14 protein-coding genes and 1 tRNA gene are annotated in these 15,156 nt (G+C 62.9%); 3 read left to right on the top strand and 12 right to left on the bottom strand.

The features are described 5' to 3' along the window. Positions 1–27: 27 nt before the first annotated feature. From ACFWP0_RS13865 to cysS, 9 genes are all read right to left on the bottom strand, one after another. Complete coding sequence (locus tag ACFWP0_RS13865; RefSeq protein WP_377842817.1) at positions 28–756, bottom strand: 2OG-Fe dioxygenase family protein; 729 nt, start codon at positions 754–756, stop codon at positions 28–30. A 28-nt stretch (positions 757–784) separates the two neighbouring features. After that, positions 785–1,933, bottom strand: coding sequence for a fatty acid desaturase (locus ACFWP0_RS13870; RefSeq protein ID WP_377842819.1), 1,149 nt, complete (start codon positions 1,931–1,933; stop codon positions 785–787). Positions 1,934–3,025: 1,092 nt separating this feature from the next. After that, complete coding sequence (locus ACFWP0_RS13875; RefSeq protein WP_377842821.1) at positions 3,026–3,244, bottom strand: hypothetical protein; 219 nt, start codon at positions 3,242–3,244, stop codon at positions 3,026–3,028. Positions 3,245–3,658: 414 nt separating this feature from the next. Then, positions 3,659–3,751 (bottom strand) — tRNA-Ser (locus ACFWP0_RS13880). A gap of 89 nt (positions 3,752–3,840) precedes the next feature. After that, on the bottom strand, positions 3,841–5,106 hold the full coding sequence (locus ACFWP0_RS13885; protein WP_377842823.1) for an aspartate kinase: 1,266 nt from the start codon (positions 5,104–5,106) through the stop codon (positions 3,841–3,843). Between the two features lie 130 nt (positions 5,107–5,236). Next, a complete protein-coding gene (gene tilS, locus ACFWP0_RS13890) occupies positions 5,237–6,211 on the bottom strand; it encodes a tRNA lysidine(34) synthetase TilS (protein WP_377843375.1) in 975 nt (324 codons plus the stop codon). A 150-nt stretch (positions 6,212–6,361) separates the two neighbouring features. Beyond that, complete coding sequence (locus ACFWP0_RS13895) at positions 6,362–7,327, bottom strand: acetyl-CoA carboxylase carboxyltransferase subunit alpha (RefSeq protein WP_059372051.1); 966 nt, start codon at positions 7,325–7,327, stop codon at positions 6,362–6,364. 36 nt (positions 7,328–7,363) lie between these two features. Then, positions 7,364–8,008 carry a DNA-3-methyladenine glycosylase family protein gene (locus ACFWP0_RS13900; protein WP_377842825.1) on the bottom strand — a complete coding sequence of 215 codons (645 nt, stop codon included), beginning with the start codon at positions 8,006–8,008 and terminating at the stop codon, positions 7,364–7,366. A 20-nt stretch (positions 8,009–8,028) separates the two neighbouring features. After that, on the bottom strand, positions 8,029–9,483 hold the full coding sequence (gene cysS, locus ACFWP0_RS13905; RefSeq protein ID WP_377842827.1) for a cysteine--tRNA ligase: 1,455 nt from the start codon (positions 9,481–9,483) through the stop codon (positions 8,029–8,031). Positions 9,484–9,802: 319 nt separating this feature from the next. On the opposite strand from cysS, the gene ACFWP0_RS13910 reads away from it, so the two are divergent. From ACFWP0_RS13910 to ACFWP0_RS13920, 3 genes are all read left to right on the top strand, one after another. Then, positions 9,803–10,486, top strand: a complete 684-nt coding sequence (locus tag ACFWP0_RS13910) for a tetratricopeptide repeat protein (RefSeq protein ID WP_377842828.1) — start codon at positions 9,803–9,805, stop codon at positions 10,484–10,486. A gap of 134 nt (positions 10,487–10,620) precedes the next feature. Next, complete coding sequence (locus tag ACFWP0_RS13915) at positions 10,621–11,130, top strand: peptidylprolyl isomerase (protein ID WP_377842830.1); 510 nt, start codon at positions 10,621–10,623, stop codon at positions 11,128–11,130. Beyond that, positions 11,123–11,896: a UDP-2,3-diacylglucosamine diphosphatase gene (locus tag ACFWP0_RS13920; protein ID WP_377842832.1), complete on the top strand. Its 774-nt coding sequence runs from the start codon at positions 11,123–11,125 to the stop codon at positions 11,894–11,896. Before ACFWP0_RS13915 ends, ACFWP0_RS13920 begins: the two co-directional genes overlap by 8 nt. A gap of 108 nt (positions 11,897–12,004) precedes the next feature. Here ACFWP0_RS13920 and ACFWP0_RS13925 read toward each other — a convergent pair whose 3' ends face one another. The 3 genes from ACFWP0_RS13925 to azu all read right to left on the bottom strand — a co-directional run bounded on the left by ACFWP0_RS13925 (position 12,005) and on the right by azu (position 15,138). Continuing rightward, entirely contained in the window at positions 12,005–12,868 is an 864-nt protein-coding gene (locus ACFWP0_RS13925) for an undecaprenyl-diphosphate phosphatase (RefSeq protein ID WP_377842834.1), read from the bottom strand. Between the two features lie 19 nt (positions 12,869–12,887). Next, positions 12,888–14,474 (bottom strand): TerC family protein, encoded by a 1,587-nt coding sequence (locus ACFWP0_RS13930; protein WP_377842835.1) that lies wholly within the window; start codon positions 14,472–14,474, stop codon positions 12,888–12,890. Between the two features lie 214 nt (positions 14,475–14,688). After that, complete coding sequence (gene azu / locus ACFWP0_RS13935) at positions 14,689–15,138, bottom strand: azurin (protein ID WP_377842837.1); 450 nt, start codon at positions 15,136–15,138, stop codon at positions 14,689–14,691. Between the last annotated feature and the right edge of the window lie 18 nt (positions 15,139–15,156).

Here is a 15,156-nt window from a genome sequence, read left to right on the forward strand (position 1 = left end):
TCAAGGTATTTTACTCCTGTAGGCTGCTTATTTCTGTTGCAGATCGGCTTCCAGATTGATCAGCATCACGTCCCTGTAAGCGATACCGTCAGACGATCCCAGCGGCGTAACGGCGTGCTTTTTCATTGTGTCCACCACCAACGTATCTAAAGGGGCGACTAGGCGCAGCACGTTGGTTGGCTTGTTGTCCATGCCGGAAATCACATTGTCTGCACCCAACGCATTGCTGGTAAGTTCCACCAAGTGGATGAATACCAACGGCTCATCATCGACGTGCAGCCAGACTGGCGAACTGTAGGACGCCTCACCTTCTTCTGCTTTGTAGCGAATGAAGTGCACACTTAGGTTCAGCGATTCCCGCGCATGTCGTTCGCAATAAACTCGCATCAGTTCGGCGTCCTTTTCGAGAATCCTGGCGAAGGTCTTGTTCATAACAAGCGATGGGCATATAGCGGGAAACACCCGTACTTTCCCTCCATCTGAGTCATTGGCACCATAGGATTGAAAGTAGTTCTGGTTTTCCGAAAGATTGATTTCATTGGTAAAGGGATTGAATACGATCTTAAGCATTCCCCGGTCGCGTACGGCGGGAGCATAAGGGTCCTGGGCAACTTGCGAATTATAGAATTCTCGAAAGTCTTTTAGGTCCGCATCGTTGATCGCCTGCATGAAATGCTTGCCTGCAATAAAGCGGTAGCCATTGACAATATCTAGAGGGTTCTCGACTTCAGCAGATCGTCCGACGGTGGTGTACATATTGGGTCCTTGTCTAATCACGGGGCGTTCAATTTAGGCGATATTTGAGGTCGCGCAGCTCAACAACCTCTTCGGATTGACTTATACCGCTCAAGGTGTATTCCACGGCCTTGTCGAAGCCCCATATGTCGGTGTAGGAATACTCGCTGTTGGCTGCTTGCTTTATTATTTCTTCCTCACGAGCTTGGACGGCGTCAGGCCAGGTGCGATTTCCGCCGTGTCGATGATGCCAGTCATGTACTGCGAGTGATCCCTGGAGAAAGAGAATTCGGCAGGGCAGGTGCCAGAGTAGGTGACGGGCAAACCACAGTAGCCACATTGGTGTGAGCGTCACCACGCTAGTACCGATAGGGGCGGCTTCTCCACAGAAGCGGCCAAGGCTGTTGTTAACGTGTGACGACTTGACGGTTTCGCCTGCTTTGCGAATGACCCAGACATGCTCGGTGACGAGATGAAGAACTGAGCAGACCTGGTAAACAAGCACCAAGGGCAGGACGATTGCCAGACAGAAAATTTCAAGTCCAAGCCAATGTGCTAAGGCACCGAGTGCGCAGAACCAGGCGATACTCATTAGAACGCGGTACAGTGGTGCGCCGATGAGGTTCGACTTAACGCGCCCCATCAGGAACTTGAAGTGGAAGACTGGGTTGATGCACTGTAAAAACAGGATCATTTTAAGTTCGGCCACCGGTTTCCCCGGCGTCAGTCCCATTCGATAGATCGCCGCCAAATCCTGATCGCCGGGAGTCGAGAAGTCACTACCATGGTGTTCGAATACGTGGAACTGACGGTAGGTATCGTAAGGCTGGACGATTGTCACAGTTGACAAGACCTCTGAGATAATTCGGTTTTTCAGTGGACTGGCGAACAATGTGTGATGCACCGCATGATGGATGATGGTCGCTACTATGTAGCGCGCACCTCCAGCGGTGAAAATAATGGAAGGTATGAGCCAGAACCGGTTATGGCCATTAAGCAAAATAAAAAGGGAAGCGACACACCCTCCTAATAACCAGACGCAGGACCAGATAAGGCACTCCAGCGAAGACGATGACCACTGTGGGCGTCGGCCGCGCAACTCCTTTCCTGTCAACCAAGTCCAGAATGCTTGAAAGGGTAGAACCGCATAACTTTCTCTGATGCGTGCAGACTTGTCCAATAAGTCTTTGGTGTTCATGGAAACTCCAGGTATTAGCTTTCTAGGCTGCTGAATTCTCAATAACTTTGGCAAGAAAAACTACGCGAGGCGATGATTCGATTGGCTTCTGTCGACACCATACTAGATATTTTTGTCTGGAACTTTTGATTACGATTTCCGTCAAATTATAGGATTGTTATTCGCTTCGTAAGACGCCGAACCTAAAAATCTGATTAGTCAGATAAATTACAAAGAATACGCCCAGTTGTGAAAGCGGCTTTTGAAGAAGCTAATTCAAGGTTTTCCGAGGGGCGGCCCACCCGTCCTTATTGGTTGGGTATAGGTATGAGACAAGGGCGGCACCAGGGAGGTACGGCCCTCAACTCGACTTTTGCAGTCATGTTGAGGGCTACCGTTGTTACCTATACTTTTCTTGGAATGGCCTAGACTTTGGCCGCTATCAGTGCATCCTTCATGCTCAGGGGAACGACCGCAAGGACAAAGGCTTTACCCAGTTCCCTCAGGCCGGAGAACGGAGGGGACGACTTGTCCGAAATTTTTCCCTACCCCCGTGAATTGAGGGTAGGGAACACCGGAAACCGGCATGAATAAGGCATATTCCCTACATTCCCGGAGTTGCCTCGAGAAAATGGCATGGGAAGTCAGGATTACGCCCCCGCGAACTTGTCAGGGTCAATGTGATACAGCGCAGATTCCTTTTGGCCGGGGATGCGGGTCTTCTTTGATCGTTTGCCATCGCTGTCTATTGCCCCCGCGCCTCGATCTTCTAGATTGCATCCCGAAATGCGGACGCCGCAATAACTCAGCCGGCATAACTCCAATCACGGGAAACACATCAGCGTCAAGACGGCGCAGGACGTAATCCGAGTTGCCGCGCGCTACGGTGGGCGACTAATGCGCCCACCACTGCGGGGCGGCCTGCTCAAACGTGGTTGCGGCCGCTGCACTGGACTGTTGCTTGCGGTCGACCATCTGGCCAATATCAGACACCAGCAGCTTGCGGCCGTCCTGACGACGTTCGCGGGCCTGAGCCAGTGATACCTCCGGGCAGACGCCTGGGACCATCACCTTTCCCTTGCCCGCGGCGATACTTCCAGCGCCAGTACTTCCCTATCTTGTTAACCAGCGGGTAAGGACCGCCACTATCGAACAGCTTGCGGGGATGGTGTGGGGCTTGAACATGGCCACTTCCTGCCCCAACCATTCGCTGATTTCCATGGACTTGGCCTGCAGCGGTTCCAGCTCGTTGCGGGCGAACACCTTCGCTATAAATATCGGCGTGCCGAATCCCACCCGAATGCGCGACCAGCACATCGTCGCTTGAGACATTCCGGAAACTCATGATCCTCGCCTGCACTCGGGATAAAGAACTCCACACAGCCATCTTTAAGAATGTCCCGTGGCGGAACGCCGGATGAGGCTCCGTCATGGACGCAAGAATGTTGGCCTTGAAGTAGACGGTAGAACTGCAGAACGGGCTGGCGCGGAACGCCTTGGGCATGCCGACAAAGCCAACGGACGGCTCGCAACGGTGGCCATTGTGCGACTTAAGGCAATCTCGTCCCAGCCTCGGTGTGGAAGAGGCAGTTGCACCACCGGTATTTCGTTCGAGCTTCCTTCACCCGAACATGCGATGGGTTGGCAAGGATGGGGCAAGGACCGACAACAAAAAACCCGCAATCACTTGCGTGATTGCGGGTTTCTCAGCTTCGGTCTGGCTTTGGACCAGACTGAAGCAATGTCTGGCGGAGACGGTGGGATTCGAACCCACGATGCAGTTTTTAGCCACATACTCCCTTAGCAGGGGAGCCCCTTCAGCCTCTCGGGCACGTCTCCGAAAAGAGAACGAGATTCTAGCACGATTTTTTTCGCTCTTGCCCGCAGCCGGGGCATCCATCAAAAAAAATCGTGCCGGAGCCGTTTTCTTAGACCTTGGTGGCGGGCGCCTGGTCCAGGCCGAAGGCCTTGTGCAGCGCGCGCACGCCCAGTTCCATGTACTTGTCGTCGATGATCACCGAGGTCTTGATCTCGCTCGTGCTGATCATCTGGATGTTGATGCCCTCTTGCGAGAGCGTCTGGAACATCAGGCTGGCGACGCCCACGTGCGAGCGCATGCCGATGCCGACGATCGAGACCTTGGCGACCTTCTCGTCGGTGGACAGCTCGCGCGCGCCCACGGCGGGGATGACTTCGCGCTTGAGCAGGTCCACGGCGCGCGCAAACTCGTTGCGGTTCACGGTGAACGAGAAGTCGGTCGTGCCGGCCACGGACTGGTTCTGCACGATCATGTCGACGTCGATATTGGCGGCGGCGACAGGGCCCAGGATGGAGAAGGCGATGCCGGGCTTATCCGGAACGGCCAGCAAGGTGATTTTGGCTTCGTCGCGGCTGAAGGCGATGCCGGAGACAACGGCGGCTTCCATTTTTTCGTCTTCCTCAAAAGTAATCAGCGTGCCCGACACCATTTCTTCGTCGAGCGGGATAAGCGGGTCGGTCAGCGAGGACAGGACCCGGACCGGCACACGGTATTTGCCGGCGAATTCAACCGAGCGGATCTGCAGGACCTTGGAGCCCAGCGACGCCATTTCCAGCATTTCCTCGAAGGAAACGACGGCCATGCGGCGCGCTTCGGGCACCACGCGCGGATCGGTCGTGTAGACGCCGTCCACGTCGGTGTAGATCAGGCACTCGTCGGCCTTGATGGCTGCCGCCACGGCCACGGCCGAGGTGTCGGAGCCGCCGCGGCCCAGGGTGGTGATGTGGCCTTCCGGGTCGACGCCCTGGAAGCCCGTCACGATGACCACGCGGCCGGCGTCCAGGTCGGCGCGGATACGCGCGTCGTCGATGGACGTGATGCGGGCTTTCGTGAACGACGAATCGGTGCGCACGGGCACTTGCCAACCGGCGTAGCTGCGCGCGGGCACGCCCTCGGCCTGCAAGGCAATGGCCAGGAGGCCGCTGCTGGCTTGCTCGCCCGTGGAGGCGATCATGTCGAGTTCGCGGCTGTCGGGCTGGGGCGAAATCTCGCGCGCCAGACCGAGCAGACGATTCGTTTCGCCCGCCATGGCGGACGGAACAATAACAACCTGGTGGCCGGCGGCGTGCCACTTCGCGACGCGACGCGCCACGTTTCTGATGCGCTCGACCGAGCCCATCGAAGTACCGCCATATTTGTGAACGATCAGGGACATCTCGTGCTCTGGCTGGAGACCCGCCGCAAGGTGTTGACGGGCAAAACCATATATTCTAGCGCGACGGTAAAAATTTGCGCAGTTTGCGCAAATTTATGTCCGTTTGGCGCTGAATCCGGGCTTTGCCGCCTCAGCGCCTGGGTTCCACCCAGACCCTGCCCCGATGGCAGCGGATGACGTGGCCGGCCTGCTCCACCCGCAGCTGGCGGTCGTGGCCCAGGCTGTGCAGGCCGCGCAGCTGCCGCAGCAGATCCGCCATGCGCGCATCGGTGGGCATGCGGGCGCCGTTCTTGCCCAGCCAGTACCGCAGGACCTGCGCCTGCCGGGCGGGAGACAGCCCGCGCCAGGCCTGCAGCGAAAAACTGGCGCCGTCCGGGCCGGGCTCCAGCGCGGCGTAGTCTTCGCGCGCCACCTCGTCCAGGATCTCGGCGGCCTGCGCCATGTGGCGCGCATGCCGGGCAACGATGCCGCGCCAGCCGGGCCATCGCGCATCCAGCGTCGGCGCCAGCAGTTCGCGCAGCGCGGCGCGCGTGTAGCGGGGGTCGGCATTGGTGGGGTCCTGCACCGCGCGCCACCCGCAGGCGGCCTGGACGGCGTCCGCGGCCCGCAGGATGGCTGCGCGGTCCTGCTCCAGCCAGGGCCGCAGATAAACGACGCCATCGCGTTGCGAGCACGGCGCCATAGCCGCCATGCCGGCCAGGCCCGTCCCGCGCAGCAGGCGCAGCAGGACGGTTTCCGCCTGGTCGTTGCGGTGATGGGCCAGCAGCACATGGCTGGCCCCCTGCTCGTGCGCCAGCCGGGCCAGGGCCGCGTAGCGCGCGTCGCGGGCGGCGGCCTCGATGCCTTTGCCGGCGGCCTGCTCTACCTTGACGCGCGCCTCGAAGACCGGCAGGGACAGTTTCTCGCCCAACGCCCGCGCCTGCAGGGCCCACGCGTCGGCGTCGGCCTGCAGGCCGTGATGCACATGGAACAGCGCGAGGCCAATGCCCAGCGGCTGCGCCACGGCGGCCGCATGCACGGCCAGCATGGCCGAATCCGCGCCGCCGCTGAGCGCCACGGCGATGCGCCGCGGGCGCTCGGGCAATGCCACAAGCGCCCGGCGCACGGCCGCGGCCAGATCAGCGGAAACGGGTAGGGATGGTCCGGCGTCCGCCTCGGCCCGATGCGTGGATTCGGGCGGCGGGGCGTCGGTCATGGGGATGGCGCGTGGCGCGGGGGCCGCGACGCCGGCAGCGCGCCGGCGTCCCTGCCCGCTTTACGCGCGCACTTCCTGGTAGGCGCCGTAGGACAGCAGGCGCTGGACGCGCTGCTCCACGAGCTGCTCGGGCGTCATGCCCTGGAGCTGGCGCAGGGCGTCGCCCAGGGCGCGGCGCAGCAGGCGCGCCATGACGCGGGGATCGCGGTGGGCGCCGCCCACCGGCTCGTTGACCACACGGTCCACCAGGCCCAGGTCCTTGAGGCGAGGGGCGATGATGGCCAGCGCCTCGGCGGCCTCGGGGGCCTTGTCGGCGCTGCGCCACAGGATCGACGCGCAGCCTTCGGGCGAGATCACGGCGTAGGTGGCGTACTGGAGCATCAGCACGGCGTTGCCCACGGCGATGGCCAGCGCGCCGCCCGAGCCGCCTTCGCCGATGATCGTGCAGATCACGGGCACCTTCAGTTCGGCCATGGCGTACAGGTTATGGCCGATGGCTTCGGACTGGCCGCGCTCTTCGGCGCCGATGCCGGGGTAGGCGCCCGGGGTATCGACGAAGGTGAACACGGGGATGCCGAACTTCTCGGCCAGGCGCATCAGGCGCAGGGCCTTGCGATAGCCTTCGGGACGCGGCATGCCGAAATTGCGGGCGGCGCGTTCCTTGGTGTCGCGCCCCTTCTGGTGGCCGATCACCATGCAGGGCGTGCCGTTAAAGCGCGCCAGGCCGCCAATGATGGACTGGTCGTCGGCGTACATGCGGTCGCCGTGCAATTCATGAAAGTCGGTGAACATTTCGCGCACGTAGTCCAGCGTGTAGGGACGCTGGGGGTGGCGGGCGACGAGCGCCGTCTGCCAGGGCGTGAGCTTGGCGTAGATTTCCTTGGCCAGGGTCTGGCTCTTCTGCTGCAGACGTCCGATTTCGTCGGAGATGTCCACCGCCGAATCGGCCTGCACGTAGCGCAGCTGCTCGATCTTGTTCTCAAGCTCGGCGAGCGGCTGTTCAAATTCCAGAAATGTATTGCGCATGTAGTGTGGTTCCGTAGATGGGCTGCCTGGCGTGCATCAGTATTGGACCGGCGTCGGTTCCAGACTGCGCCACAAATACCAGGTTGCCACGGTACGCCAGGGTTGCCACGCCAGCGAGACCTCGCGGGCCTCGAAGCGCGAGACAGGCTCGCCGCTGAAATAGTGTAGCGAGATTGCCTTGAGCAACCCAAGATCATCCAGCGGCAGGACATCGGGCCGCTGTAGATTGAAAATCAAAAACATCTCCGCCGTCCAGCGCCCAATGCCCCGGATGGCGATCAATTCAGAAATGACGGCCTCGTCGTCCATGGCCGCCCATTTTTCGGGATGGACCCGCCGCTCGCCGAAGTGCACGGCAAGGTCCAGCACGTATTCGGCCTTGCGTTGGGACAGCCCTGCGCGGCGCAGGCCGTCCACGCCGACGCGCAGCACGGCGACCGGCGTGGGGCGCTTGCCCACGGCGTCGATGAACTTGGTCCAGACGGCATCGGCCGCCTTGGAGGAAATCTGCTGCCCGATGATCGCCCGCGCCAGCGTCACGAACGGCGTGCCGCGCGAGGTCAGCCAGACCTCGGGATGCTGGGGGATGATTTTCTTGAGGATGCGGTCGCGCCGCATCAGGTGGGCTACGGCGGCTTCCCAATACTCAGGCTTGGGAATATCGAGGTCGGCGGTGGACATGTCGGGCGTATCCTGGGGGCTCAAGCCCGACGCCATTGCGTCAGGCCACCCGGCTTGTCGTCCAGCTCGATGCCGGCATCGCGCAGCTCGGCGCGGATGCGGTCGGCCTCGGCGAAATCGCGGGCGGCCTTGGCCGCGGCGCGCGCCTCGATCAGGGCCTGGATGGCCTCGGCGTCCAGCGTGCCGCGCGCGCCCAGCTCCATCGCGGCCGCGGAATAGCGGGTCGGCGACTGGAAGTAGGCCGCCGGCGCTTGCTGCAGCAGGCCCAGCAGGGCCCCCAGGGCCTTCATCTGCCCGGCGCTGCGCGCGCTCTTGGTCCGATTGGCCTCCGAGGCCAGTTCGAACAGGGCCGCGACGGCGCCCGAGCTGTTGAAATCGTCGTCCATGGCCGCCTTGAAGGCCTGGGCCTGCGGCTCATTCCAGTCGATGCCCTGATCGTCGGCGGGCACGTTCTGCAAAGCCTGGTACAGGCGATCGAGCGCGTTCTGCGCGTCGACCAGGTTGTCCGGCGCGTAGTTCTGCGGGCTGCGGTAGTGGTTGCGCACAATGAAGAAGCGCACCATTTCCGCCTCGCGCGGATTCACGGCGTAGCGGGACTGGTCCGGGGCCGGGTCATTCAGGGCGACGGTCTGGCGGATGGTGCGGAAATTGCCCAGGGACTTGGACATCTTGTCCGAATCCACCATGAGCGGGCCGCAGTGCATCCAGATGTTGGCCAGCGTGCCGCCGAAGGCGCCTTCGGTCTGGGCGATCTCGTTCTCGTGGTGCGGGAATTTCAGGTCCGGGCCGCCGCCGTGGATATCCAGCGGCAGTCCCAGCAGGGACTTGCTCATGGCCGAGCACTCGATGTGCCAGCCCGGGCGGCCCATGCCGTAGGGGGATTCCCACTTGGTGTCGGCGGGTTCCTCGGTCTTGGCGGACTTCCACAATACGAAATCCAGCGGATCGCGCTTGGCCGATCCCACCGCCACGCGCTCGCCGGCGCGCAGGTCGTCCAGGGTCTTGCCGGACAGCTTGCCGTAGCCGGGAAAGCCGCGCACGGCGTAGTTCACGTCGCCGTCGTCGGCCTGGTAGGCCAGGCCGTTCTGCTCCAGCTTGCCGATGATGTCCAGCATCTCGCCCACGTACTGCGTCGCGCGCGGTTCGCGGTCGGGGGCCTCGACGCCCAGCGCGCGCTCGTCGGCGTGCATGGCGTCGATGTAGAACTCGGTGACCTCGCCGAGGCGGCGGCCGGTCTCGACGGCGCGGCGGATGATCTTGTCGTCGATATCCGTGATGTTGCGCACGTAATCGACGGTCAGCCCGCTGGCGCGCAGCCAGCGCTGCACAACGTCGAACGACACCAGCATGCGGGCGTGCCCGAGATGGCAGAAGTCATAGACGGTCATGCCGCACACGTACATGCGCACCTGGCCGGCCTGGGCCGGTTTGAACGGTTCTTTGGTACGCGATAACGTGTTGTAGATTTGCAGCATGGCGCTATTGGATTCGTCTAAATTTTTCCGTGGCGGTTGCGGAAAGTTGCTGCCGAAGGACGATACCTTCGAAGCGTGCCGCCCCATTTGCACTTTCTGCCGATGGCCTCGCCGCGCGCTGTCGTCCGGCACCGGGATCCCGTGGGAGCCCCATGGCGACGACTCGGGCGAGGCCCCAAGTTGCGGCGCATCGTCAAAGTGTCTGCCCAATGTCGAGCCAAAAACTCAACCGGGGCTAAAATGGTGGTCGTCAAGTATAGCAAGCGGCCCGGTCGCGCGCGTAAGCGCGGGCCGGCCACGACTTTTAACGGAACCTCACGTGACTATCAAGCCGCGTTTTTGCGTTGCCCTGCTCGCCCTGGCCCTGGCCGGCTTGCCGGTCGGCGCCTCTCTTGCCCAGTCGATGGGCGGCGGTGGGGGAGAAAACCCCAACGCCAGCCGCACCACCCTGGATCCCATCCCGCCCGAGGGCGGCTGGGATGGCCTGGCCAAACTGCTGGAAGCCGCCAAGCCGGGCGTGGACACCCGGCTGACCCCTTCGCCCTCGCAGATCACGACGCACATCGAACGCATGCTGAACCGCGGCGAAAACGAAGAGGCGCTGGCGCTGATCGAGAAGCGCCAGGCAGAGATCAAGGACCAGCGCGGCACCGACGTCCAGCTGATGTTCCAGCACGCGCGCGCGCTTGCCGCCCTCAATCGCACCAATGAAGCGATCGACGTCTACACCGAGATGACCACCCGGTTCCCCGAACTGCCGGAACCCTGGAACAATCTGGCGGCTCTATATGCGGGCCGCGGCGAACTTGAAAAAGCGCAGGATGCCCTGCAAATGGCATTGCGGGCCGACCCGGGCTACGCCGCCGCGCGCGCCAATCTTGGCGACCTGCAGCTTCTGCAGGCCTTGCGCACCTACAAGAAGGCCGCCAGCGACGGCGTGCCCGGCATGCAGGAAAAGGTGCGCGAAGTCGAAACCATGTTGAAGGATAAACAAGGCAAATGATGTCCCGTTACTCCCCTCTTCACCTGCTGCGCCTCACGGCGTGCTCGTTCGCGCTGGCCGCATTCGCCCCAGCGCTCGTCAGCGCCGCCCCTGCAGCCTCCTCTTCCTCCTCCACCTCTGAAGGCACAAAAGCCATGAGCACCAACCCCCGCGTCAAGCTCCAAACGAACCAAGGCGACATGGTCATCACCCTGGACGCAGCCAAGGCTCCGAAGTCCGTCGAGAACTTCCTGACCTACGTCAAGGAAGGCTTCTACAACGGCACGGTGTTCCACCGCGTGATCGATGGCTTCATGATCCAGGGCGGCGGCTTCGAACCCGGCATGAAGCAAAAGCAGACCCATGCCCCGATCGAGAACGAAGCCAACAACGGCCTGAAGAACGACAAGTACACGCTCGCCATGGCCCGCACCAGCGATCCGCACTCGGCCACGGCGCAGTTCTTCATCAACGTGTCCAACAATGACTTCCTGAACTTCACGTCGCCCACGCCGAACGGCTGGGGCTACGCGGTGTTCGGCACCATCACCGAAGGCACGGACGTGGTCGAGAAGATCAAGGGCGTGAAGACCGGCAACAAGGGCTTCCACCAGAACGTGCCGAACGAAGACGTCATCATCGAGAAGGCCGAAATTCTTGAATAAGATCGCCCTGTCCGGTCCGATCTGGCTGGCGTCCGACCTGCACCTGGGGCCGGCCACGCCGGCCACCTCGGAGGCCTTCCTGGCCTTTCTGCAAGCCGCGCAAGAAGAAGCGGCCGCCCTGCTGCTGCCGGGCGACATCTTCGATGCCTGGATCGGCGACGACGTGATCCGCGCCGCTCCGCCGTGGCTTGCCACGGTGCTGACGGCGCTGCGGGACACGGCCGGGCGCGTCCCGGTATGGCTGGGCCGCGGCAACCGCGACTTCCTCATCGGGGAAGAACTGGCCAACGCCGTGGGCGCCCGCCTGCTGCCCGAGCCCGCGCTGCTGGAAACGGATTTTGGCCGCGTCCTGCTGACGCACGGCGACGAGTTCTGTACCGACGACGCCGCGTACCAGCAGTTCCGCCAGATGGTCCGCAACCCGCAGTGGCAGGCCGAGTTCCTTGCCAAGACCATTCCCGAACGGCTGGCCATGGCGCAACAGGCGCGCGGCGAAAGCCAGGCCGCCAACCAGGCGAAGTCCATGGAAATCATGGACGTCAACGCCGGCGCCATCGAATCCATCTTCCGCGAGACGGATGTGCGCGTGCTGGTGCATGGCCACACGCACCGCCCCGCCCGCCACGTGCTGGACGTCGATGGCAAGAAGCGCGAACGCTGGGTGCTGCCCGACTGGGACTGCGACCACGTGTCGCCGGCGCGCGGCGGCTGGCTGGTCATCGACCGCGACGGCCTGGAGTTCTACGACCTGGAAACAGAATCGTAGGCGACCTGCGCGGCGTCGCGCCGCGTCACGGAAAAGCCAAGAAATAGGGCCGCTCATCAAGCGGCCCTTTTTCATTGCTGTCCGCCATGGCGGGCAGCGGGTAAAACGTCAGCGGGTAAAGATCCAGGCCGCGACGATGGCGCCGAACACGATCCGGTACCAGGCGAACACGCGGTAGGTGTGGTTGGCCACGAAGCGCAGCACGGCGCGCACCACCACCATGGCGCTCAGGAACGCCGCGATGAAGCCCACCGCGATGCCGGACAGGTCGTGCTGGGTCAGCAGGCCGAAGTTCTTGTACATGTCGTAGACCGCCGCGCCCAGCATGGTCGGCATGGCCAGGAAGAACGAGAACTCGGTAGCCGTCTTGCGCTGGATGCCGGCGATCATGCCGCCGATGATGGTGGCGCCCGACCGCGAGGTGCCGGGGATCATCGCGAAGCACTGCGCCACGCCCACGCCCAGCGCCTGCTTCCAGGTGATCTGCTCCAGCGTGTGCGCGGAAGCCCGTTCGTCGGAAGCCGTGTCGTCGGCCGCGCCCGGCGCGTCTCCGGGCGTGTGGTGCGCGCGGCGCTCCACGTACAGCATGATCAGGCCGCCCAGCACCAGCGTCACCACGACCACGGCGGGGTGGTAGAACACCGACTTGATGGTCTTGATGAAGATCGCGCCGATCACCGCCGCCGGCAGGAAGGCGATGAGCAGGTTGCGGGTGAAGGCCACTTCGCTGGCCACGCCGGTCAGCGTGCCTCGCACCAGCCTGAGCAGCCGCGCGCGGAACACCCACATCACGGCCAGGATGGACCCGAGCTGGATGACCACCTCGAAGACCTTGCCCTCGCCGGACTGGAAGTTGAGCCAGTCGCCGACCAGGATGAGGTGGCCCGTGCTGGACACGGGGATGAATTCCGTCAGGCCTTCCAGAATGCCCAGGACGAATGCCTTGATCAGGTAGAGCGCGTTCTCGGTCACGGTGCTTGGAGGATCTCTGTTAGTCGTTGGCTAGGGATGCTTCGTCGGAAAGCTGCTCTTGGGGCCGCTTCTCGACACGCACCAGCGCGATGCGGCGGCCATCCATTTCCAGGACTTCGAAGCGGAAATGTTGATGGTGGATCTGGTAATCGCAGACGTCGCCCGGCTTGGGCAGATGTCCGAAGCGCGACAGCAGATAGCCCGCCAGGGTGGAGAAGTCCTGCGCCTCGTCGACCAGGCCTTCGGTTTCCAGCACCTGTTCGACATGGTGCAGGTCGGCCGCGCCGTCGATCTTCCAGGTGTTGTCGCCGTCGGCCACGATGTCGGGCAGTTCGTCCTCGTCGGGGAATTCGCCGGCGATCGCCTCGAAGACGTCGATGGGCGTCACCAGGCCTTCGATCGCGCCGAACTCGTCGGCCACCAGCACGAGCTGGCCGCGCGAGCGCTTGAGCGTGTCCATCAGGCGCAGGATGCCGATGGCCTCGTGCACGATGATGGGGTCGCGCAGGCGGTTGCGGCGCACCCGGCCCTCGGTGATCAGGTCGGCCACCAGGTCCTTGGCGCGGGCAATGCCCAGCACCTCGTCCAGCGAACCCCGGCAGACCGGGAAGAAGCTGTGGGGCGCCTCGGTGATCTGGTGCCGGATGGTCTCGGGATCGTCGTCGATGTTGATCCAGGACACGTCCGTGCGCGGCGTCATGATGGACCGGATGGAGCGTTCGGCCAGGGTCAGCACGCCGCTGACCATGTTCCGCTCTTCCACGCCAAAGGCGGGAACGGAGGGGCCGCTGGCATGGGGCAGGTCGAGTTCGTCGCTGGCGGGCGGCCGCTTGCCCAGCATGCGCAGCACGGCCGAGGCCGTCCGTTCGCGCATCGGGCGGCGCGCGTCCAGCTTGAGCAGGTTGCGGCGCGCCACTTGGTTGAGCGCCTCGATGGCCACCGAGAAGCCGATGGCGGCGTACAGATAGCCCTTGGGCACCTTGAAGCCGAAGCTCTCGGCCAGCAGCGAGAAGCCGATCATGAGCAGGAAGCCCAGGCACAGCACCACCACCGTGGGGTGGGCGTTGACGAAGCGCGTCAGCGGCTTGGACGCCAGCAGCATGATGCCGATCGCGATGATGACCGCGATCATCATGATGGCCAGGTGGTCCACCATGCCCACCGCGGTGATCACGGAGTCCAGCGAGAACACCGCGTCCAGCACCACGATCTGCGTCACGATCACCCAGAAGCTGGCGTACACGCGCGGACCGGACGAGCCGGGGTGCAGGCTGCCCTCCAGGCGCTCATGCAGTTCCATGGTGCCCTTGAACAGCAGGAACAGGCCGCCGATCATCAGGATCAGGTCGCGCCCCGAGGGCGACAGCGGACCAATGGAGAACAAGGGGGTGGTCAGGGTGACCAGCCACGACATGACCGACAAGAGGCCCAGGCGCATGATGAGCGCCAGGCTCAGGCCCATGATGCGCGCGCGATCGCGCTGCGCGGGGGGCAGCTTGTCCGCCAGGATGGCGATGAAAATCAGGTTATCAATGCCCAGGACGATCTCAAGGACGACCAGGGTAAGCAAGCCGACCCACGCAGCGGGGTCCAGCAGCCACTCCATCAGGAGCTCCAGAAGTTACACGACCGGTAATCGTACATGGAAAATCCATGACACGCCGGTGACGCACCCCCTCCGTAAGCCTGATGGACAGGGGCTTTCGACTAAAAGAACTAGTGCTGGCGCGGCTTGCCGAGCCGCCTGCCGCAACAGCCCCGGGCACGAAAAAGCCGGCTCGCTGGCCGGCTCTCGCGTCGTCTCGACGAACTGCGGGGGATTATCCGCCGATCTTCAGCGTGCCCTTCATCATCGCCCAGTGGCCGGGGAAGGAGCAGAAGAACGCGTAGTTTTCGCCAGCGGCCAGCTTGGACACGTCGAACGTCACGGAATCGGACTCGCCGCCGCCCACGACCTTGGTGTGGGCGATGACGCGGGCGTCGCCCGCCTTCACGTAGTCCTGGGCCAGGCCGGCGCCCATGCCGTCGGTGGCGACGCCTTGCTTGTCCGCCTCTTTGGTGAGCACCCAGTTGTGGCCCATGGCGACCTTGGCCATCTTGCCGACGTGCTTGAGGTGGACGGTGAACTGCTTGCAGCTCTTGTCGACGACCATTTCCTTGACATTGAATTGCATGGCGTCGTTGCTTTCGACGGTGGCCTCGCATTGCGCCGCCAGCGCGGGCAGGCTGGACGCAGACAGAAGAAGGGCTAGGGTGGCTTTTGCCAGCATGAATCTCTCCGATGACAC

Source organism: Achromobacter sp. NPDC058515, from assembly GCF_042721735.1.
Classification (GTDB): domain Bacteria; phylum Pseudomonadota; class Gammaproteobacteria; order Burkholderiales; family Burkholderiaceae_B; genus Achromobacter.

What these genes read in the sequence shown, in the direction of transcription:
- azu (WP_377842837.1), bottom strand. Translation starts at nt 15,138, where the DNA reads ATGCTGGCAAAAGCCACCCTAGCCCTTCTTCTGTCTGCGTCCAGCCTG.
- ACFWP0_RS13885 (WP_377842823.1), bottom strand. Translation starts at nt 5,106, where the DNA reads ATGTCCCTGATCGTTCACAAATATGGCGGTACTTCGATGGGCTCGGTC.
- ACFWP0_RS13865 (WP_377842817.1), bottom strand. Translation starts at nt 756, where the DNA reads ATGTACACCACCGTCGGACGATCTGCTGAAGTCGAGAACCCTCTAGAT.
- ACFWP0_RS13930 (WP_377842835.1), bottom strand. Translation starts at nt 14,474, where the DNA reads ATGGAGTGGCTGCTGGACCCCGCTGCGTGGGTCGGCTTGCTTACCCTG.
- ACFWP0_RS13915 (WP_377842830.1), top strand. Translation starts at nt 10,621, where the DNA reads ATGAGCACCAACCCCCGCGTCAAGCTCCAAACGAACCAAGGCGACATG.
- ACFWP0_RS13900 (WP_377842825.1), bottom strand. Translation starts at nt 8,008, where the DNA reads ATGTCCACCGCCGACCTCGATATTCCCAAGCCTGAGTATTGGGAAGCC.
- ACFWP0_RS13875 (WP_377842821.1), bottom strand. Translation starts at nt 3,244, where the DNA reads ATGTCTCAAGCGACGATGTGCTGGTCGCGCATTCGGGTGGGATTCGGC.
- ACFWP0_RS13870 (WP_377842819.1), bottom strand. Translation starts at nt 1,933, where the DNA reads ATGAACACCAAAGACTTATTGGACAAGTCTGCACGCATCAGAGAAAGT.
- ACFWP0_RS13895 (WP_059372051.1), bottom strand. Translation starts at nt 7,327, where the DNA reads ATGCGCAATACATTTCTGGAATTTGAACAGCCGCTCGCCGAGCTTGAG.
- cysS (WP_377842827.1), bottom strand. Translation starts at nt 9,483, where the DNA reads ATGCTGCAAATCTACAACACGTTATCGCGTACCAAAGAACCGTTCAAA.